Raw genomic sequence first — 19,763 nt, forward strand, 5'->3', positions numbered from 1 at the left:
CCCAATATGATAGCGAAAGCCCTGACTTTCATTCCGAATCATCCTCTCTCTCTAGTGCCACCGTTTCAATTTTCCAGTTGTCCTCTATCCAGTAAAGTTGAACCAACTGTACGTCGTCGGTGATCTCGTATTCTGTCGCCGTGCCGTCTTCCGAGTGGTCTGTGTGGGCTTCAGAAACCACTTGTGTGCGTATGACGTAGCGGTTGGGGTCGTTCTCGTCTACCAAGTACCCCAGAGCGGTGATTTCCTGCTCCCACGGATCGACCCACCCGCCGGCGTCATGTCGAGCGGCCACGTCCGTGGCTACGTTGTTGCAGAATTTGCAGTCGTCTTTGCTCATGTTCTTCCAGGCTTCCAGGTCGCCGGTAGCGAAGACGTAGGGGAACAGGTTGAGGAAGTATGTGGCGGCTTCGGCGGCGCCTTCGGGTGTGAACTGTGGGGTGTAGGGCTGGGGTGCTTCCATGGCCAGGGCGGTGGCTCTGGCCGCGGCCTGTTCGGGTGGCAGTGTCGGCGTGGCACTAGCACTAGCACTGGCGGTGGTGGTTGCTGGTGGGGTCCAGGTGGGGCTGTAGAAGCTACTGGCGCCACTGCCCCGGGAACACCCGGCGCCCAACACGACCAAACACCCCGCCACCGCCACAAGTAGCAGCGCCCGGCCCGCCTCTGCGACACCACGGGTGGAACCGTCAGACCGCAGGCGCCGACGGGCCACAGCGGCCGACACCCGGTATCTACGGGGATTGTGATGACGTGTGGGAGCGGTGGACATGGGGGCGGCCTCCTCAATGAGGACCCTGACGGGGACTATCGGGCGCGCCGGCCCGAATGCCGGCGCCAGGCAACCGTACCCACACCCCCACCAGGACCGCCACCCCCAACCACCCACCTGTGGAAAACCCGCCCATCCCGAACGATCTGCCTGTGGAAAACCTGTCCTCAACCCGCACGGCGCACACCTCCACAGCGGACAACAGCGCGTTACTTGTTCCGGTTTCGGTGCGCGGCTTGTGGTGGTCTCGGTGGCGAGAGTGGCTGGTGGTGCTGGTGGGGCGTGGCGGTGAGGTTGCGATTTGGTCTACGGTACAAAGCTTGGTACGTTTTGACCCCGACTTTTCCGCATGACTTCGTTGAAAGTTGGTGGCTGGAGGGGGTTTGGGGGGTGTCGGTGGCGCTTGGCTTGTTTTCAACGAAAGGTGGTAGTTTTGGCCTGGTGCCAGTCGGTTCCGTGGGGTGCTTGCGGGGCCGGTGGCGATCTTGAGCCTGGAAGTGGCGGTATGGCGCGGTTTCCAGGGGTAGGGGTCAGGAAGCACCTCGCACCTCCAGGTGCATTAAGACAGCTGCAGACGCCTGTTGACATCATACAGGCGGACGGTCAGGAAGCACCTCGCACATCCAGGTGCATTAAGACATCTCGGCCGCCACCTCTTCGATCAAATTATCGTTCAGTCAGGAAGCACCTCGCACCTCCAGGTGCATTAAGACACGTCCATGGCCACCGAGTAGGCGACCAAAGACAATACGTCAGGAAGCACCTCGCACCTCCAGGTGCATTAAGACAGAGACCCTGGTGCCAGGGGGCAGGTGCAGTCCAAAAGTCAGGAAGCACCTCGCACCTTCAGGTGCATTAAGACGGAGGTGAGTCCACCTCCCCATTGCCGAGGTCGGTCCTACGCGGGCTCTTCCGGTTTTGGGGGTGGGAAGGGGGCGATGGCTCAGCAGGGAAGGTAGGTCGGCAGCCCGGTGGGGTGGGATACCCCGGTGCACGTGCCGAGGCGGCTGATGGTTCGTGCGTGCACCCACAGTCGTACAGTCGTGCCGGCCATTGATCCTGCCGCGCACCGGCCGCCGGGCCAGAAGGTCCGAGATCGGCATAAACGCCGTTGATGCTGCCGTGAGCCGCTGCGGCATCGGCATGATTCCAACGTTCTGTTCGCGGCATCCAACGCTGCCCGGGTCGTTTGCGCCGATTCTGGACACTTCCGGACCGCAAGGGGCCGCATGCTTGCCGTTGCGCCGCCCTAACGCCCTGCAGGCTCCGACGGTCGGCGCTACGATCGCTGCGTGCCGCGTCACCGCTCAACGAAGAGATCGTGCAATGGACTCGCAACCGGATGATCCGTCGTCTTCTGTGGAGCGCGGCCCGTGCCCAGCGGAAGGGCCGGTGAAGATCCATCGCCGCGGCCACCGGCAGCATCGGCGCCCCCGCAGACGTCAACGTGGTGACGCCACCCGCTACCCGCGGCGCGACCAGTTCCTGGGCCGGGACCTGCCGCCGCTTGCCAGGTGCTCCCTCCTGCCCACCAAGCCCGCGGATGCGGCCCCGCAGGAGGCAACCCCGCATTCCCTGTATGACCGCATCAGCTCGGTCGAGACGCTGACCGCCGCCTGGGAGACCGTGCTGGCTCGCGACGCCCGCGACGGCGTATTGCAGAAGCAGACACGCGCCATCGTTGGTGACCTCGACCGTTTTCTCGCCGAGCTTTCAACATCCCTGCGCGAGGGTACCTACACCCCCGAGCCCTATCTACGACTGGACATCCCCAAGCGCGAGCCCGGACAGACACGAGTGCTCCACGTTCCCTCCATCCGCGACCGGATTGTCGAGCGGGCGGTCCTGGACACGATTGCCCACACCGCCGACCTACTGATGTCGACGTGCTCCTTCGCCTACCGCACCGGTATTGGTACAGATGACGCCATCGACCTACTCGCCACCCTCCGCGACGACGGCTACAAGTACGTGCTGCGCACCGACGTAGAGGACTACTTCCCCAACGCCGACGTCGAGGACGCCCTCTGCGTGCTCTCCCCGGCGCTGCGCTGCACTCGCATCATCAACCTGATTCGCGTACTCGCCCGGCCCCGCCGCGCTCATGGCGAGCGGCGCGTACGGGGCCGCGGCATCGCCCAGGGCTCCTGCCTGTCGCCCCTGCTGGCGAACCTGGCCCTGGCCGACGTCGATACGGCACTGTGCGACGCCGGCTACGGTTACGCCCGTTTCGCCGACGACATCGTCGTATGTGCCCCTACTGAAGACGACCTGCTGTCTGCATACGACCTGCTCAGCACCGGGGTCGCCGCCCACGGGCTGAGCCTGAACCAGGGGAAGACCACCATGACCACCTTCGACGAGGGTTTCTGCTACCTGGGAGTCGACTTCTCCCGCACGCGCCCGGCGGTCGATCCCCACCATGACATCAAGGGCCGCCCCAATCCGGACAAGGTCGTTTACGTTGGCCGCGACGGCGCACGGCTGCACGTGACCAAGGGGAGGCTGATCGTCGACGGCGCCGACGGACTTCCGCAGGTCTCGATTCCGCGGCAGGCCGTCAGTCGGATCGTGCTTACGGGCGCCGTGGGCCTATCCGCCGGGGCGCGCTCGTGGGCGCTGTACAACGACATCGACGTCGTCTTCCTGTCCCGGCGCGGCAGCTATCTGGGCCAGCTCTCCGGCCTGCGGGACACTGCCAACGCCCGGCGTCTGCTCACCCAGGCCGCCTTCGCCGCCGACGACGGCGCTCGTCTTCCGCTTGCCCGCGCCATTGTGCGGGCCAAGCTGCGCCATCAGATCGGCGTCCTGCACCGTATCGGACGTCGCGACCGTGGCGCGGACATCAAGACGACCTGTGCCACGATCCGGAGCCTGTCCGGGGACGCCGCTTACGCCGCCGACACCGATGAGCTGATGGGCTTGGAGGGGGCGGCGTCGACGGCGTACTTCGAAGCGTTGTCTCTACTGGTTCCCGAGGACGTCTCCTTCCGGGGCCGCAGCCGCCGCCCACCCAAGGACCTGGCCAATGCGGCCTTCTCTTATGCGTATGCGATCCTGCTGGCCGAATGCACCGGCGCGCTAATAGCGGCCGGGCTGGAGCCCTCGCTGGGCGTGCTGCACGCCTCCACCGACAAACGCCCCAGCCTGTCCCTGGACCTGATGGAGGAATTCCGTCCGCTGCTGGTTGACCGCACCGTCATGGCGCTGTTGCGCTCCCGGCGTCTGCGACCCGAGCACGCCATCGACTCCCCGGATGGGGAGGGAGTGTGGCTCGGGCCGGAGGGCAAGAAAGCGCTTGTGGACGGCTACGAGGCGACTGTGCAGCGGCAGGTCAAGGGCGCGTTACCCGGGTTCGCGGGCACATGGCGGCGGCACATTCACCACCAGGCGCAACTGCTGGGGCGTGCCATTACCGATCCCGACTACGAATGGACGGGTGCGGCATGGCGATGATCGTAATCCTCGCCTACGACGTGTCGGCCGATTCGCGCCGCACCCGCCTGGCCGCGGCCCTGGAGAGCTGGGGCTACCGGATTCAGGAGTCGGTGTTTCAACTGCGGCTGGAGGACGGCGAGCTTGACGAGGTGCGCGAACGCGTCAACGACATCATCGACTCGCGCGACGACGTGGTCCATATATACCCGCTGTGCGCGAACTGCCTAGGGCGGGCCGAGGTGCAAGGCACCGCCCCGGCTCTCGACGACGGCGGCCTGTACCGCGGGGTGTGGTGAGGCAGCTCGCCGGCGGGTGCCCGTGTGGGAGCGCCTTCAGTGGTCCTCGGCGAGGAATCCGGCGATCTCTTCCGCAGTGATCGGGCGGCCGATGCGCAGCAGGTGCAGGCCGGTCTCCTGGTCCACCTCTGGAGTGGAGGTCGGATCGGCCTGGTCGAGCGGTGCTGAAGTCGACTTCAACCGCGCCGCGGGCATGGACTCCTCCGGCACGGCCGTCCTCTGCGCGGCATTCCCCTGAATGCCGTCGGGTAGATCGACCACCGTGCACACAGGCGCATCGTATCGCACCAAACGTGTTGTGTAATGGAACGTGCGCCGCCAGCTCATGTTGACGCGCCTCACCTGTACAGCATCAGGTCCACAATCCAAGGACGTTGACGCCGGGCGGAGGCAAGTCCAAGATCTCTATCAGCACTTAGCGAATGTTTGCCTTTGAGCACGCTGAATTCTAGCAAGTATCGGTTGTACATGTCCTGCGCGAAATCCGCATGCTTGCGTTGGGGCGACGCCTTGTCAATGCGGCCCGACGGGGATGATCTCATATATTTCTTGACGTAGGGTCCCCACAGGATGATAGCGATCCAAGGGAAGCAGGTAAACCATGTTAACCACGCTTGACGTTCCAGGTGTGCCTTAAGCGCGCGTTGCTGATTGTTTGCCGACTCGGTGGAGCCCGTCGAAGCGGAACTAGACCTTGCAGACTCGAAGAGATCCTTGGTGGCGTTGTCGCCCAACAAATGCATGTAGTTATTTCTAAGCGCGAAGTCTATTGCCGTAAAAGCTCGTAGGATGATGGTGAGGGTTACTATCAAACCGACGGCGACGCGCGGGAAATAGTCAATATCTGCCATTATATGCATTGGCAATAATGCCAACGTGAGGACCATGCTAGACGCCAGTAGCGAGTCCTGGTTTATGCCGGTTATGCCGGAATCCCGTAGCACAATTTCCTCGGGCGACGCTGGTGACGTGGAATAGGCTATGGCCAGCAGTCGCCCGGAGATCCTGGCCATGACTAGAACCAGCGCGTATCCTCCGACCAGGCCCGATAGCGGCGACAGGAATGACGGCGCGTACTCGACGCCATCGGCGACTGTTGGCACACAAGTGCACATAAACAGCAGGCAGGATCCTAAAAATGTAACAGCCGTGACCACCCACCACAGGCGGGTGCGAACTCCACCCGCCAGAAGAACTGCGTTTGAGCCAACCCCGTTTGCAACGAACGCCCCGGAACCGAGCACCGGTAGTAGAGCGAACCAAGTGCGCCAGTCCCTGAGCAGTGGGGAACGAAGATCGGAGATGAACATAGCACCCAGGCAATACAGAGCTAAAATGAGCAGTGCTCCGAGAATGATGCGCGCTTTGCCGTCGAGCTTCTTTAGGACGGCACGTACAGTGATGAGGCAACCGCAAAATAGCAGCAGGTATGGCAGGCCGAGGTTGGCAAACGCGGGAATAGTGAAGGAGACTCGAATTAGCTGGAATCGTAGAAGCATGGCGATAACCGAGAGTATTCCTGCGACGAAAGAAATCCAGAACCGGTTCTTGATCCGGTGCATCTCCTCCGGGGGTGGCATCTCCGTTCCGCGCTCGTCGGCGGATATTACATTGTTTCGAAATATAGCTGTGAGATGAGAGGTTAGCAGGAAGATGATGGGGGCCGCGATGAAATCGCCGAACATCGTCAGCAGCTCGCCGTACTCGATATTACAATTGCGAAAGTAAACAGCCAGTTGATAGAACGCGAATGCCGGGAGTAGACCGTATGCCGACCGCGAGTCCGCATGCTTGTCGCCGTAGATGTGTGGCCGTAGAGTGAAAGGAATGCCTATAAGGGCAAGAGCGGTGAACACGGTTGAAGTGGCCGAGTCCGCGAAGCCGACCAGTGTGCCGATTAGTGCGCCGAAGGAGAACGAGATGACAAGCTGGTGAATGAGGGCAGTGCTCCCTTTTGCCTTGTATTTCTTGAGTCCGATCAGCACTAAGGCATAGAGGGCCGCATCGTACAGGAACTCTGGAGATTGACGGTCGGCTATCGCGACTATGCATATCGACGTGAAGATGCCCAAGAGCACGCCGGACCCTGCGTCAACAGCGTCGGACGTGAGTGGGAGACCACGGGTGGTGTCGTGTGACCGTCGTCTGAAGTTGAGAAGTCGGCACGCGATTGTGAATAACGTGCTGATGGCGGTGAGGACCACGCACAGCCATGCAACGCCTGACCAGGTGTGCAGGTTGAGGTGTGAATTATCGTAGACATGAAGACATGCGTACCCCGACATGCCGAACCATGTGATTTGGTATGAGAACCTTGCTCCTGGCGTACTGATGGCGTCGGTTCCGCGAGTCATAACTGTGCGTTGCAATGTCAGTAGGCCCAGTCCCGCAAATAGGCCACACATGGTCATTAGATACGCTGCATGGTAGAGGCCTGCGGCGTTGAAGGTGTGAGGTGAAGGCAGGGTCCAGTTCGTCTGGATATTGCTGTTCATAAGCCATTCGAATTGGGTCAGGGCGCCTCCGAGCATCCCCAACCATGCGCCGATGGAGGCGATGCATAGAGCGCGAACGAGCGCGGGCAAAGGGGTATGGGCGCGTTCGGTGATGATTACGGCGTGTGCGACCAGTGATGCAGCCGCGGCGGTCAGGAAGAGCCCGTCGCCCCAGGTGGCGGCTAGATAGTACGGGTACTCTCTCGGACTGGTGCCGGAGTAATTCGCCCAGAACACAAGCATCACGCCTGGGCCTGCGATCAGTAGCAAGATTGCCGTGGCGGATGAAATGCGTACCGCCATGGGAACTTGGGCTGTGGCGGGGTTGGAGTTCGATATGTGAGCGAGTGCGGCGTTGCGACTCATACGACACCGTCCTTCAGGTAGGTTGCATGCCATTGTGGGGAGCGAATTGAGTCGGTCGTGGTTCCAGGCAAGTAGGGTCCGACTCAACTAGTAAGGTAGACGTTAATGGCGTGGCCATATTCTATACGTTCGCTACGGGAATGCCAAGCCCGGGAGGTTGTATTTGCCGTTAAGGCGGTACTCCTTGGGGTTAATGCTGTGCTTGACCCGATTCTCCTCGCGGTTCTTGAACCACCCGGTGGTGGCGGATACCCCGGTCTTCTTGTGTGCGGGCTCGTCGGCGGCGGGGTACTGGACCTCAGCGTTGTCGTCCCAGCCGTAGGCCGCACGCACAAAGGCGCGCACGGGAAGGCTTCTCTCGAAGTCTGCTGGTAGTGGGTCGAGGGCTCTGGATAGTCTGTCAGAAGGCGTCGGCGCTGTGTCGGTTGGTAGACAGCCGAGGCAGCCTGTCAAACGCGCGTACATGGAGGCCACCTCCTCACCGGTCTGTACGTACACGTCGGTGGCCCTGATCTCGACTGCGCCGAGTCCTAGAGGCTTGCCGAATCCGAGTCGGTGATAGCCGCGGCGCATCGACGCGTCGTCGGGGGACGCATCCGGCGGTACCAGGCGCTCTGGGATGAGCAACCAGACCAGCACGGCAAGTTCCTGCGGCGTCAGCCCATCAAATGCGAGCGTGGTCGTGAACTTGGCTCCCGGTACCAGAAATGAGCCGACGACGGTGTCGTGAGGGCCGATGTCGCCTTCGAGGAGCGTGCTGTTCGGCAAGCCCTCTCGGCCGAGCAGCCTGCGGTGGGTGGGGTACACCTTGCGGATCAGGGTCTGTTTTGGCTGATACATGCCGGCGCGAGTGGTTTCTTCCGGCAGTGCCCTTCCGGACTTGTCTCGGAGGTATGGTGCACCGGTTGCGGGCTTGGGGCTCGCCAGAGTAGGAAGATGCCAAGGCTTATCGTCGGGTGCAGGCAGCTGTAGCCAACTGTCGTGGCCAGGTTGAACGGGTGTGATGGGACGGATTGTGATGCGTCCGCGTACGGCTGCGGCCTGGCTGGCGCCGTCCTGCTTCTCATCGGCCACAAAGCCCCACATGCGGTCACCGGCCGAAGCCTGGGAGAAGGTACGCGCGGGAGCAACTCCTGATTTCTCTGCCAACTTGACCGGGGCCAGTGATTCGGGCGCCGTGCGCCGACCAACTTGAGACGGCGTGAGCCCGGTGATGTTGCCATTGTTCGACACCGAAGCGAACAAAGGGATGCCTGGGCCTTTGGAGGCTAGCTTCAGCAGGAACTGCTTGATCTGTGCACGGTCGGCCATGACAGCGGAGACTCCACCCTCGTCGACCTTGGGATCGGAGGCTCCGAGGATATGGCCGTTGTCGTCGATCTTGCCGTTGGCGATCTCATGGACCAGCCAGGTCTTCGAGTCGGTCGACTTGCGAGTATTCGTATTACGAGGGACGCCCGCCTTCTCACGGTCCATGAGTTGGCGTATGTTATCCAAGTAGCTGTGGATGACCTCAACCAATCGGTCTAGGAGGTCAGTGTTCACAGGGCGGCGGGTACGGTTCTTCTTGGTGTCGAAGAAGACGAACTCATTGTACTTGGTGTCAATAAGCGGATCAGAATTAGGTGGCGTGAGTCTTACGACCACGCCTGTGTAGGTCGTAGTGTCCTTCTTCGCGGGTTTGGATACTGTGCCGCAGAAACGTTTATTGTCGACGCTGGCGACGACCGCCCTGCTAGTCTTATAGAATTTCTCGACCTCCACGGAGAAGCTGATGCGCTTGAGATGTGGGGTGGCGTTGCGCAGTTGTCTCAGCCGCTTCTCCGCGTCGGTGTCCGAGACTCCGTGAGCGCGTCGCCGCTTTTTGCTCTTGGTTGATCCGGAGTACATCCATTTGCCCGCCGAATCGTATAGGGCGGTTCGAGAACTCAGGTTATTGGGAAGCACGGCGGCGCACACGTAGTCCGGACGGTGCCAGCGCCCCTCCCCCTTGCGTGGGTTGTTCTTGCCGAGCATAATACGCGCGCTCAAGCCCGTTTCGGGATCGCTGTTCGAGCCGCCGTCGCGCACCAGGAGAACCGGGTAGAGTGTTGCGGCCTCCTGGGTGGTGCGGCGATGGGTGAGCACATGGTCGTGGTCCGTGAAAACACGCATGCGCGAAGCGGTGACTGCCTCGTAGGCGGAGGAGAGTACCCCTTTCAGTGTAGTTACGGGGATGGTGGCGTCCTCCCAGGTGCGTGCACCCTCCGGCTGTCTGCTGCGCGAGGCGACCACCACACGTCTATCGTCGGTGCGTTGCCCCGGAACCGTGGGCGTGACAACGGTGATGGTGAGCGCCAACTCGCCGGACAGGGTATTCGGCGCAAGCCGATCCTGCCCAGATGGAGCGTGGTCGCCAGCGAGTTTCCTGCCACCCTTCCCGCCCGTGTCACGGACCGCGGGGATGCCGTTGTAAGCGTGGTGCCAATTCATGACTACTGTCTCCTTACCAGTCATTACCGTCCGCGGTTGCCGTGACCACTGCCATCTGTCCATTTGACCATCTGTTCGCCTTGGGCGTCCTCGGCGATCTCGATTGGCCCGATTGCGCCCACGAACGCGGGCTTGAAAAGTGGTGAGGAATGGTAGAAACTTAACTCGCCCCGAGATACGGCGTCTTTGAATGACGGCGGGCGCAAGAACACGGCATGATCGAAGTTCGTGTTCTCTCCGAGGAACCTGGCGCCCTCGAAGTCAGCGCGCTCGTGAAAATGTGTTCTGTTGTCCCCTTTGAATCTGTCTCCTGGCTTCCTTCTTGGGTCGAACGAAGATCTCCCGTAGAAGTGCGCTTGGGAGAAGTGACTTGAGCGAATGAAGCACGCTCCCTGGAAGTTCGATTCGGCGAAGAATGCCGTGGTCCGGCTGTATGAGACATCAGAGTCTTGGCCTGCTTCATCCTCCTGGCTGGGGCCGAACCATGCTTCTCCTTTAAAATGACACATGGAGAAGATCGTTGTTCCAAAGAAGGTAATCGTGGGTTCGGCGCCTTCAATTTGTTCGCTGCCGAAGAATGTGTCACTGTCGAAGTTGCTCGCCTCGAATGAGGTGTAGTCCGAAAATACGGAGTCTTCGAAGTGTGCCTCGTGCAGGAAGTGGTCGTCGCTGAAGTCCGCATGCTTGTCAAACTTGCAGCGGTTGAAGTTTGCTGCCAGCTGGAATCTGCTTGCGTGAAACGATACTTCGCGACAGAAGTGTGCATCGGAGAAGTCGACAACTCCTCTGAATTCACAGTTTGAGAAGTCTACTGGTCGACTAAAACGGGTTCCGCTGAGGACGAGATTACAGGTGTGCCACGAGACTTCCGAATCCAGAGTGAAGCGCTCCCGGATGGTGTCGGTAATCAATTGCTCCACAACGCCGTCATCCGAGTGTCCTACCCGTAAGTACTCGCACAACGCGTCAACGGCTCGTTGACGGTACAGGGTTGGACGGCTGTCAGCAAGGCTGGCTAACTGATGCACGCCGGTGGCGCGGCGGAACTGGTCCGGTGATGCCAAAAGCTCATAGATGGTTGACCAACGTCGTTCTTCGCGCTCGTCTTCTGACATGGCCTGCGTTCGGAATCTGACTGTAAGGAATACGATCCCACCGATTCCCCCAGTAGTTGTCAGTGCGGCAGTTGTGCGTACAGTCGGCTCCTCTCGCAAGTCGGCGAAGTACCCCCAGATGTACCAAGACGCCACTAGCGCTACTATTGCGCCGATGGTGACGAGCACCACCCAGAACAACAGCTGCGCTCCGGGTGTCCAACTCGTGTAACGATGTCGGGTATGCTGAATTCCGGAATCACTGACTTGGCGGATGCGCGTAACGGCGGGATTTGACACGGCGTACCGGGACTCCTCAGCGCCTTCGGCCACGGTTTCCGCCAGGGTAAGGCGGTCGGCCGTGGTTCTGTGGGCGGTTGTCTATGCGAAGAGGCTTGGCCGAGTTCGGGCCGAACATGTCGCGAGGACCGATTCCCTTACCGGGATGCGGCTCGCCCGTACGTCCGTTGGTTTGGTTGTTCTCCCGGTTCTCAGGTAGCGTCATATGCCTTACCTTGATGCCGTCGGCATAGCCGTAGGCGGCACGCTGCATGGCCTGCACCCAAGGGGTCTGCACCAAGGCGGATGAGTGGGGAAGCACGAACTTACCCGGATCGACGACCGGTTCATTCAGGCCCAGGCATCCGTTGAGTGCGGTGTAAGAATTGCTGAGGTCGGCGCCCTGGCGTGCACGTAGACCGCCTCGGGCGATTCGTACTTCAAGGACACCGAGGCCGAAGGGCTTGGCGAGACCCATCCGAAGGTAGCCGCACTTGGACCGGTCGGGGCCCTGCTCTGAGGCGGGAACCAGGTTCTCCGGGGTGAGCACCCAGATCAGCGCGGCTAGCTCATCGTGACTGAGGTTGGTGAAGGACACGGTGCAGCGCAGCTCGCTGCCGACCTCAACCCATGAGTTCGCTTTGAGCTGTACGTCAGTGTTGTGCTGCTCACGGCCATTCATCACCGCTGGCGCCGTGGCCTGCTTGGGGAACTTGCGCGAATCGAGCACGCCGCGGTGAACCGGATAGGCCGCGGCTCCCAGCAGTTGCCCAGGGGAGAAGTATTCCGACCGCTTGAGCGCATTGGCGCTGCCACGCGCGGAGGGAGTTGCACTATTGCTGCCCGTCAAGAAGCGACGTGCAGAACCCGGCTTGGGCTCGAGAAGCGGAGTCAGTGTCTTGGGATCGCGGCTTATTCTTGCTCTCGAGGCGTCGACTTTGCCGACAGATACTCGCCCGCGTGCAGCCACCTCTCCTCCGGCGGCGTCCTGCTCCGGGTCGGGCACGACGTAGCCGAAGAGCCGGTCGGCGGCCGAGGCCTCCTCGGCGTTAGATAGAGGAACGACATCCTGTTCCAGTGCGAGCCGGTAGGGGCTGGCGCTGTAGGCGTGGCGGCCGATCATCGTCGGCACGATTTCGAGCACCACGGGCGTGGGGCCACTGTTATCCACAACCGCGAAGGCGAGGTCGCCGACCTTCAGGCTCACTGCGGATGGGTCCTGCTGAGCAGCATGGGTAGCCCGGTTCGGCGGTTTGGGTTGGTGAGCTGGGTCCTGTGTCCGCTGGTAAACGTAGCTTCTTACTACTGCCGCGTATGCCTTGCAGACATCTGACTCGACGTGTACCTTCTTAGGTCCCTGGCGCGAGACGTCGAAAAAGAACCGCTCGTCGTGTTTTCTGGAGAACAGCTTATTGGGGCTCATGCCGTCCGGCGCGGTACGGCACACATAGCCCCAGACATTGTCCAAATGGTCGACGACTTTCACCGAATTTGGGATTTCGAACAGCTCCAGTTCGCCGGCCTCCGTGATAATGTGGGTCACCTGCCAGTAGGCGTAGCGAGCACCCTTACCGCGGTCCCCGTGCAAGCACAGTGAGATATGACAGCGGATATGCTCGCCGTGCGGCGTCATCTCCCTAAGATCGTTAGCGTTTACAAGCAGGTCTGCGGGCCCTGCCGGGCCTCCTTGGAGCGAAGCGGCTCGCATCGTTTCGTAGGTTCGGCCTCGGTCGTCGCGATAGTCGTTGGTGACCAGCGTGTCTCCGTAAAACAGCTCACCCACGAGGCCGTCTTCCTCCTCCCCACAGATGCGGATGGGCACCAGGCCGAGCGCGCTAGCTGCATCTCCCCGATAGGTCAGCGGCTTGGTGTCCGCCTTGCGGCGGCGCTGGCCCGAGGACTCCTCGGGGAGATCCCCGAATACGCGGAAGCGCGAACAGGTGAGGGTCTCATAGGCGCGGGAGATCATGCCCTTTACCATGGTCGGCGACATCCGGAGTGTCTTTTCGTCCTCCTCAAACGGCGCCGTGACGGTCGCATCATTTTGCTCGCCGAATACCAGCGGCGTGCGTACCGTCATCTCCAGGTCGATCGACCCGGACCAGAGGTCGGGCTCAAGACGGTCGTGCCCGCTGGCAGCCCGGTCCCTGAAAAGATCAGCGGACAAACGTCCTTTGTTCGCGAGATTGGCCGCCGATCTGCGCGGCACCGGGATGCGGTTGACGGCCGAGTGGAATGGCTTGAATGAGATGGGGTCGTTCGGGTCAGCCATGTCAGTTCCAATTTCCTGTCATCAGTTCGTCCGTGAATACCACGTTGCCGTAGCGGTTTTCCTCGGTGAAGACCTCGATGCTGGTCATGGCGTCCGAGCCCTTGTAGGGCGCGCTGGCCCCGTGCTGCAAGTAGCTGTTGTGCCGGTACCAGCACGGGCGGCCGGATTCGCCGTGTGTTGCTTGGCCATCGTCCACGGCCCCGGCCTCACGGCGCACGGTTACTTCTACCCCTCCGGTGCCGTTGAGCCACCGCAGTTCACGGGCCAGAAGCGACTGGTCGCCGCCGGTCTCCACAGACCACAGACGCAGTTCGTAGACGGTGCCGGGGTCAACGTCACTTCCGTCGGTGTTTCGGAGCCGTGCATTCGCCGCCTCGCCATACACCTCGCGTAGCGAGCAGGCGCCCGCGGTCGTGTAAGCGATGCCCTGCCAACTGCCGGCGCTTGCCTCAGCCAGAACACCGGCCAGGGTCCCGTCGCCGCACGATGCGTCCGTGAGCCTTCCGCGTCGCAGCGGTGCGTCGTAGCCCTCGGTCTCAGACATGGGCAGCCTCCTCAGTCTTCTTCGCGGCGTTGGGGGTACGGTCGTAGAGGTAGCTCGACCAGCCCTCCCAGCCCTCGCCCGTATTCGGATTGGTGGTGATGTCGATCTTCCGCAGCTCGGCGAGGATGTCCCGCGCAAGGCCACCGACATCACCGGGCTTGGCGGTCAGGCTCCACCCGGGAATGAGTGAGTTGTCCGTTTCTACCCGCACCGCAGATACGTTGACCTGACCCATGCCGCGGGTGCCGCGGCTGCCCAGCGGCAGGGTCCCGGTTGTCAGCTCAGCGAGCACCAGGCCCAGCAGGCACCAGGCCGCCTTCCGGCGGTCATCGCTCCCCGGCAGGGCATCGGCGTCGAGCTCAAGCACGATGTCATTCCACTTGGCGTTGTCGAACACCATCTCGCTGAACAGTGCGCCCTCCGCGACGCCGCCGGTCCAACGGTCTCCGGCGTTGTGCGTCACCTTGCGTCCGGTACCGTTACTGGAGGCAACGGTGTCCAGTACGGTCAGTGCGCCGCGGTGCTTGGTTGAACCGAACAGGTCGCGCACCAGGGTCGGGTCATCGGCCAACTGCTTGTGGACATCCCGGTTCTGCCAGCTCGCCACCTCATCCGGCCGCTTGGCTGCAAGCACTGTACGAGCGATGCGCGATGCGCGTGACCGCAGCGCCCCGCGTACCGAGGACCCGGGAAGCACCAACGGGGCGTCTTTCTCCGGTCCCAAGCGGAGGGGCTCGGCCGGAACGGTATCGTCCGATTCCTTCTGAGTTTCGCTTTGCTTCTGATTCTTGTTCTGTTTCTGTTTCTCGCTGTCGTCATCCTCCGACGGCGTCTCAGCCACAAGGATGCCGGTGGGGCTGTCCCAGGTGATGGTGATCCTGGTCAGGCCAGACGCGGCTATTTTCGCCGGCTCGAGCGGACTGCGCTGCTTATCCGACGGCGCAAGCCAGTCCAACAGGTTGTTCCTGCTGGCCAGGGGAGTCTTCACAAGGGTCCACGGTCTTCCCGATGTAGGCGGCCCCGATGTACTCGGCTTCGTCTCGTCCAGTCGTACTCTGCCCCAGCCGGCGCTCCTGCGCCCGCCCAGGGCGATGCGCTCCTGTGCGAACAGGGCGATGATGAGTGCGAACAGTCGCTCCACAGTGGCTTCCGGGTCCTTCAACTTGTGCGCGCTCTCGGATGGAGCATTGCCGGTTGACGCGCTGGGGTCCCCCGCGCCGTCCAGCGTGCCGACCTGCGCGCAGATCGTCAGCTCCAGGGACTTGCGCGCCGGCACATACTCGTGCTGGAACAGGGCCGTATCCCCGGCCGTGCCCCAGTAACGGTCGACGGCGATACCGGTGCGGGTGATCAGCGGGTCTTTCGCGTCCTGGTCCTTCTTCGGTCTGCGCTCACGCTCAGCCACCTCGTTCAAGTCGATGGAGCGGAAGGTCAGTGCACCTGCTCGGTTGTCTTCGGCCACTCCCTGAAGGAAATTGAGATCGTCAAGCGTGAGCCCGGCGTCGCCGTGATCCTTCACGTACCTGCGGCACGCCGCCCACACCGCGCCCTTGACCGAGCGGCCGGTGATGATCGGATGCCCGTTCCCGTCGCGGGCGAAGCGCCGCGGCACGGACTTGCGCTCCTCCTTCGGGCGGGTGCGATCGACGAACTCGTCGATCCCGCCCGAGTGCAGCGGTGAAGCCGTCCGCAGCCGAATCGTCAGTTCGTAGCGGGTGATGCTCATGCCCGTTCCTCCTCATGGCCGCCGGAGGTGCTCTCCACGGCACGTTCCTCCGGCTCTGTCCGCATGCAGCTCAGGAAGTCCGCTTGGTGCAGCTCCTTGAAGTGGATCTGCTCTTTCTTCAGCATCCAGTGGTTGACGACGAACCGCCCATACCCCTGCGCGGTCAACTCGCCGACACCGGTGACAGACAGCTCGGCCAGCCGTCGGAGAACCGCCGTGGAGTCCGCACCATCCGCGGCCACAACCCGCAGCACCGAACCGGCGGAGATGACGGTGCGGGTCGCGCGCGGCTGATGCTCGGCGGCCGACCACGAGTCCACGCGCTTGTGCCGGACTCCGGCTGTGAATGCACCCTCCGGAGGCGATGCCGAGGCCCCCTGCGCGTGGTGCTCTCCCGCCGGCACAACGGGGGCGCCGGCGCGTCGGAAGGCCTGCAGGAGGTCCTCGATACTGCCTCCGGGGCCGAGCCGGGGCGAACGCACTAGCACATCGGAGGTGAACCAGAGTGTGTATGCGGGTTCACCCTCAGTCAGGGCCGGGTCTGCTGCCGTGAATGCCGACAGTTCGCACTGCGCGCGCCCGTAGGTTCCGCTCAGGCGCCGCGACCCCAGCCGCGCCTCGACCTTGTGGGGGAATGCCCCAGCCAGCAGCGGCCCGATCCGGTCGAGAAGCCTCTCCGAGACGGTCACGGTGGCGCGCATGCGCAGTCCCGCGGGCAGGGCCCTGACCAGGAACAGTTGGCCGCTGCGCGCGCCGCCGGTGTCCGGATCATGCGCGGTGGACTGCCTGCCCACCAGGGCCGGCGCTCCGATGCCGCCGACGACGCCGCCGGAGCCGTCCGAGCCAGCATCCGGGACGAACACGTAGCCGGCGCGCAGCGGCTTGTGCACATCCTCCGGCTCGCCCGCGAGCAGTCGGTTCGTGGCGGTCATTTCCGCGGGGGATGCGGGCTGTGTGCCGTCATCGTTCGCCGCCCCGGACTGTGGTGGGTTCTTCGGGCGGGACAGGACCAGCGGAACCGGCATGCCCTGCCAGGGATCGCCGTCGTCATCGCGGATGACGGCGGTGGCGTCGGAAACCAGCAGGTCACCGGCGACGACGGCGTCACGCACCAACTGGTCATCGCCCGCAACTGCCCGCAGGCGCCGGTGCACCCACGGCAGCAGCACGGTCCCGCGCAGGAAGTCCAGGGACCGCACCTCGTTGGACAGGGGCACCTCGTAGGACACCACCGGGGTCAGCAGGCAGATGTCGAGAGTGGCTGTGAAGAAGCGGCCGGCGCCTGTCGTCTTTTCGCCGGAATCCGGCGCGTGAGCGATCTCCGGAGCCCGCGCCTCGCCGTCGCCCTTAGGAGCAGTGGGAACCGTGTCCTTCCAAGAGTTCAACTGGCTGTGGCACCACTTCTTAACCGCTGTGACGGTCCACTCCCCGGCAGACGAGTCGCCCCTCAGCGGATCACCAATGAGGATGTCGCAGACGCCGTCGCCGTCGGAGCGGTTCGAACCGATGCCGCGCACCAGCAGCCCGGCCAGGCTCAGGACCAGGCGCGCCGCCTCCACCTGGTTGTCCTTCCAGACCAGCGGTCGCCCCCGCGGATCGAAGTCCGCGAGCACGGCCTCGCCCTCAAGTTCACCGGCGGCGGCCCGCTCGAAGAAACGGAGGAAGTCCTGCTTGGCGGTGCCCGTATCCTCGTCGATCGAGAGCGACACCACCTCGTGGACGGCCCCCTCCGCAGTGGTGTCGTCGGGCAGCCGGGCGTCGGTGAAGCCGACCAGCCGAGGATGCTCAGCATCACCGAACAGTTTGGTGACGAAGCCGCGCCAGGTGGGGGGATCATCGTAGGGTTCGTCGGAATCGCCCGCCCCATCCCGATCGAGGACGTCGGCCACCACGAAGGCCTGCTCGCGAATCACGCCGGCCAGGACGGTGCCGCGCACGATCGGCAGGCCGCGTTCGTCCTTCTCCACGACGGCGTCAACACCGCCCGCGATTCCGGCGCCGGTGGATACTCCCCAATCGGATTCGAAGACCACATGCAGCGGGAAACTGATGGGTGAGTGGTGAATCGGGGGAGCGCTCGTGGTGCTCATGCGCGGGCCTCCTCGGACTGCTGAGTTACGGATGCGGCGGTGCTGAGCGATGTCCGACCTAACTGATTGTCAAGGTACTGCTTGGGCAGCAGGTCGGACAGCTCCAGCAGATCGAACAGACCCGTGATTCCGCCGATCGCCTCGACGTTGCTCCCCAGGCTGTCTTCGGCGTCGCGCCATTCGCGCTCGGCATGACCCATGATCGTCTTCCGCGTAGCGGCGTCTCCCCTGAGCTGTGCCTGGGCGGCGTCGGACAGGAACCTGCGGATGCGCGCGGCCCTGGCCCGGGGGAAGCGGGTCTCGCCGGTCTCCTCGTCCTCCTCGGTGAGCCGGTTGAACTTGTTCACCCGTTTGCACACCTCCACCCAGTCCGGATGCTGCGCCGCTGAGGTTCCTGCCGACCGGGCCGGGTCGGGGTTCAGCAGGAAGGGGCGGGTGGTGAAGCTCTTGTAAGCGCTGAGGACTTCGTCGGCGTCCAGGACGGTAGTGTCGAAAAGGACGTGGTAGGTCAGGGTGGAGATTGCGGGAACCTGCGCCTTGCCCACTCGCTTGGCCGACTCAACCAGCCGTTCGGCCAGGTCGTAGGCGATGTGGAAGGGGAAGTTGCGGCGGACCACGGCCACGCCGGCGGCCGCCGTCATGGGGCCGACGCCGTCCGCACCTCCGAGATACTTCAGCAGCGGATCGGATTCCGTATTGGCTTCATAATGAGTCAGGTACGACTCGGCGAAGGGAAGCGCATAGTCGCCGTCGGTGATTACGGTGACGTCGTCGCCGCCAAGGATCACCGGTACCACGGGCACGACCGTGCGGGACCTCGCCTGGCCGTCCTCGTCACGAGGAGGAGAGCCCTTCTTCTCTGTCAGCAGCGCGGTATCGCGCCAGGCGCTGGTGAAGGCCCATTTCACCGCTTCCTCCAGACGCCGGTTCACTTCCAGGAGGAAGCGGCGCAGCGCATCGTCCCCTTCGGTGACGGCGTCGGGAGCGGCCTCGCGCACGCGTTCCAGCGCACCCTCAAGATCCCGCATGATGGCGCCGACGCCGTTGCCGTCAATGTGGATCACCGCTACCTTGGACAAGGCCCTGGGATCGTCGTCATTCTCCGGCTGTAGCAGCTTTTGCAGCTCCGTGGGGTCCTTGGCGAGCTCGTAGCTGTCTTTGGGCAGCTGCTCGATCTCGACGCGCTCGAGCAGGGATTTCCGGGGCGTGATCGCCTCGTGCCTCGCGACCCTGGAGCGCAGGGAGTACAAGTCCTGGCTGTTCTTGTCCTTCTTGTCCTGGTCATGGACGCCGGCCAGAGGTGGCGCCGCCGGCAGTGAGGAGTCTCCCGCCCGCTCGAGGAATGGCATCTGGGAGAAGCGGGCGCTTGCCGGCGGCCTGCTCAGCGCGTAGGCGGCGGCCTCCCGATGGACCGCCCTCAGGTCGGAGGCGGTGACGTGCTCGCCGGCCATCGGAACGAAAACCCCGGACACGTCGATTCCCGGCGCCTCCACCAGTGCGCGGCGAGTGACGCGGCCGATCAACTCGCGCGCCTGCTCGGGAGTGTCGGTCATGAGGATGACCTTGCCCGAGGAGCGGGAGACCCAAGGGGCGTCATCGCCGTAGTCGAGATGCTGCCCGTGCCAGTCGTCATAGATGCTGGTGCCGGTAGTGCCGGACTGCTTCAGCGCGGCCTCCGTCCAGCGCTCCAGCTGGGTGAGTTGGTAGGACGCCCCGATGTTCTCCCGCAGCCGTGGGGAGGAGAAGATGTAGTTCTGGTTCCCGTGGGTCTCGATCATGACCAGCTGCATGGGGATCCTCTCGGGGCTGGGTCGGGCCGAAATGGCGGGGCGGATGCCGGGACGCGTGTAGTCTGCCACGCCGGCGTGAGTGGCAACACGGTTTTGGGAGAGGAATCTCAATTGGCGATTTTCCTGCCGTCG

The 19,763-nt window shown here is 63.1% G+C and carries 12 protein-coding genes; 2 read left to right on the top strand and 10 right to left on the bottom strand.

Translation table 11 applies throughout. The features are described from left to right. Nucleotides 1–28: 28 nt before the first annotated feature. On the bottom strand, nt 29–769 hold the full coding sequence (locus CWT10_RS17620) for a DUF6318 family protein (RefSeq protein WP_269843828.1): 741 nt from the start codon (nt 767–769) through the stop codon (nt 29–31). Nucleotides 770–2,161: 1,392 nt separating this feature from the next. Here CWT10_RS17620 and cas1 point away from each other — a divergent pair. After that, entirely contained in the window at nt 2,162–4,225 is a 2,064-nt protein-coding gene (cas1, locus tag CWT10_RS02045; RefSeq protein WP_158247706.1) for a CRISPR-associated endonuclease Cas1, read from the top strand. Next, nucleotides 4,216–4,503 carry a CRISPR-associated endonuclease Cas2 gene (gene cas2, locus CWT10_RS02050; RefSeq protein WP_103064263.1) on the top strand — a complete coding sequence of 96 codons (288 nt, stop codon included), beginning with the start codon at nt 4,216–4,218 and terminating at the stop codon, nt 4,501–4,503. Before cas1 ends, cas2 begins: the two co-directional genes overlap by 10 nt. A gap of 36 nt (nt 4,504–4,539) precedes the next feature. Here the strand turns inward: cas2 and CWT10_RS02055 are convergent, their stop codons facing one another. The 9 genes from CWT10_RS02055 to CWT10_RS02095 form a co-directional block, all read right to left on the bottom strand. Further along, nucleotides 4,540–4,773, bottom strand: a complete 234-nt coding sequence (locus CWT10_RS02055; RefSeq protein WP_128683234.1) for a hypothetical protein — start codon at nt 4,771–4,773, stop codon at nt 4,540–4,542. Between the two features lie 68 nt (nt 4,774–4,841). Next, on the bottom strand, nt 4,842–7,364 hold the full coding sequence (locus CWT10_RS02060; RefSeq protein ID WP_103064261.1) for a hypothetical protein: 2,523 nt from the start codon (nt 7,362–7,364) through the stop codon (nt 4,842–4,844). 132 nt (nt 7,365–7,496) lie between these two features. After that, nucleotides 7,497–9,836 carry a hypothetical protein gene (locus CWT10_RS02065; protein ID WP_103064260.1) on the bottom strand — a complete coding sequence of 780 codons (2,340 nt, stop codon included), beginning with the start codon at nt 9,834–9,836 and terminating at the stop codon, nt 7,497–7,499. A gap of 23 nt (nt 9,837–9,859) precedes the next feature. After that, on the bottom strand, nt 9,860–10,951 hold the full coding sequence (locus CWT10_RS02070) for a pentapeptide repeat-containing protein (protein WP_128683235.1): 1,092 nt from the start codon (nt 10,949–10,951) through the stop codon (nt 9,860–9,862). 295 nt (nt 10,952–11,246) lie between these two features. Further along, nucleotides 11,247–13,481, bottom strand: a complete 2,235-nt coding sequence (locus CWT10_RS02075; protein WP_103064258.1) for a hypothetical protein — start codon at nt 13,479–13,481, stop codon at nt 11,247–11,249. Between the two features lies 1 nt (nt 13,482). Continuing rightward, a complete protein-coding gene (locus tag CWT10_RS02080; protein WP_103064257.1) occupies nt 13,483–14,025 on the bottom strand; it encodes a hypothetical protein in 543 nt (180 codons plus the stop codon). Beyond that, nucleotides 14,018–15,751, bottom strand: a complete 1,734-nt coding sequence (locus tag CWT10_RS02085; RefSeq protein WP_103064256.1) for an RAMP superfamily CRISPR-associated protein — start codon at nt 15,749–15,751, stop codon at nt 14,018–14,020. The genes CWT10_RS02080 and CWT10_RS02085 overlap by 8 nt, the downstream gene beginning before the upstream one ends. Further along, a complete protein-coding gene (locus CWT10_RS02090; RefSeq protein WP_103064255.1) occupies nt 15,748–17,841 on the bottom strand; it encodes an RAMP superfamily CRISPR-associated protein in 2,094 nt (697 codons plus the stop codon). The genes CWT10_RS02085 and CWT10_RS02090 overlap by 4 nt, the downstream gene beginning before the upstream one ends. Beyond that, nucleotides 17,838–19,742 carry a hypothetical protein gene (locus CWT10_RS02095; RefSeq protein WP_233188381.1) on the bottom strand — a complete coding sequence of 635 codons (1,905 nt, stop codon included), beginning with the start codon at nt 19,740–19,742 and terminating at the stop codon, nt 17,838–17,840. The genes CWT10_RS02090 and CWT10_RS02095 overlap by 4 nt, the downstream gene beginning before the upstream one ends. Nucleotides 19,743–19,763 lie beyond the last annotated feature (21 nt).

Origin of the sequence: Actinomyces qiguomingii (assembly GCF_004102025.1) — a bacterium.
Lineage (GTDB): Bacteria > Actinomycetota > Actinomycetes > Actinomycetales > Actinomycetaceae > Actinomyces > Actinomyces qiguomingii.

Excerpts from the sequence above, each read along its gene's own strand:
- CWT10_RS17620 (WP_269843828.1), bottom strand. The coding sequence starts at position 769 with ATGTCCACCGCTCCCACACGTCATCACAATCCCCGTAGATACCGGGTG.
- cas2 (WP_103064263.1), top strand. The coding sequence starts at position 4,216 with ATGGCGATGATCGTAATCCTCGCCTACGACGTGTCGGCCGATTCGCGC.
- CWT10_RS02060 (WP_103064261.1), bottom strand. The coding sequence starts at position 7,364 with ATGAGTCGCAACGCCGCACTCGCTCACATATCGAACTCCAACCCCGCC.
- CWT10_RS02065 (WP_103064260.1), bottom strand. The coding sequence starts at position 9,836 with ATGAATTGGCACCACGCTTACAACGGCATCCCCGCGGTCCGTGACACG.
- CWT10_RS02070 (WP_128683235.1), bottom strand. The coding sequence starts at position 10,951 with ATGTCAGAAGACGAGCGCGAAGAACGACGTTGGTCAACCATCTATGAG.
- CWT10_RS02075 (WP_103064258.1), bottom strand. The coding sequence starts at position 13,481 with ATGGCTGACCCGAACGACCCCATCTCATTCAAGCCATTCCACTCGGCC.
- CWT10_RS02080 (WP_103064257.1), bottom strand. The coding sequence starts at position 14,025 with ATGTCTGAGACCGAGGGCTACGACGCACCGCTGCGACGCGGAAGGCTC.
- CWT10_RS02085 (WP_103064256.1), bottom strand. The coding sequence starts at position 15,751 with ATGAGCATCACCCGCTACGAACTGACGATTCGGCTGCGGACGGCTTCA.
- CWT10_RS02090 (WP_103064255.1), bottom strand. The coding sequence starts at position 17,841 with ATGAGCACCACGAGCGCTCCCCCGATTCACCACTCACCCATCAGTTTC.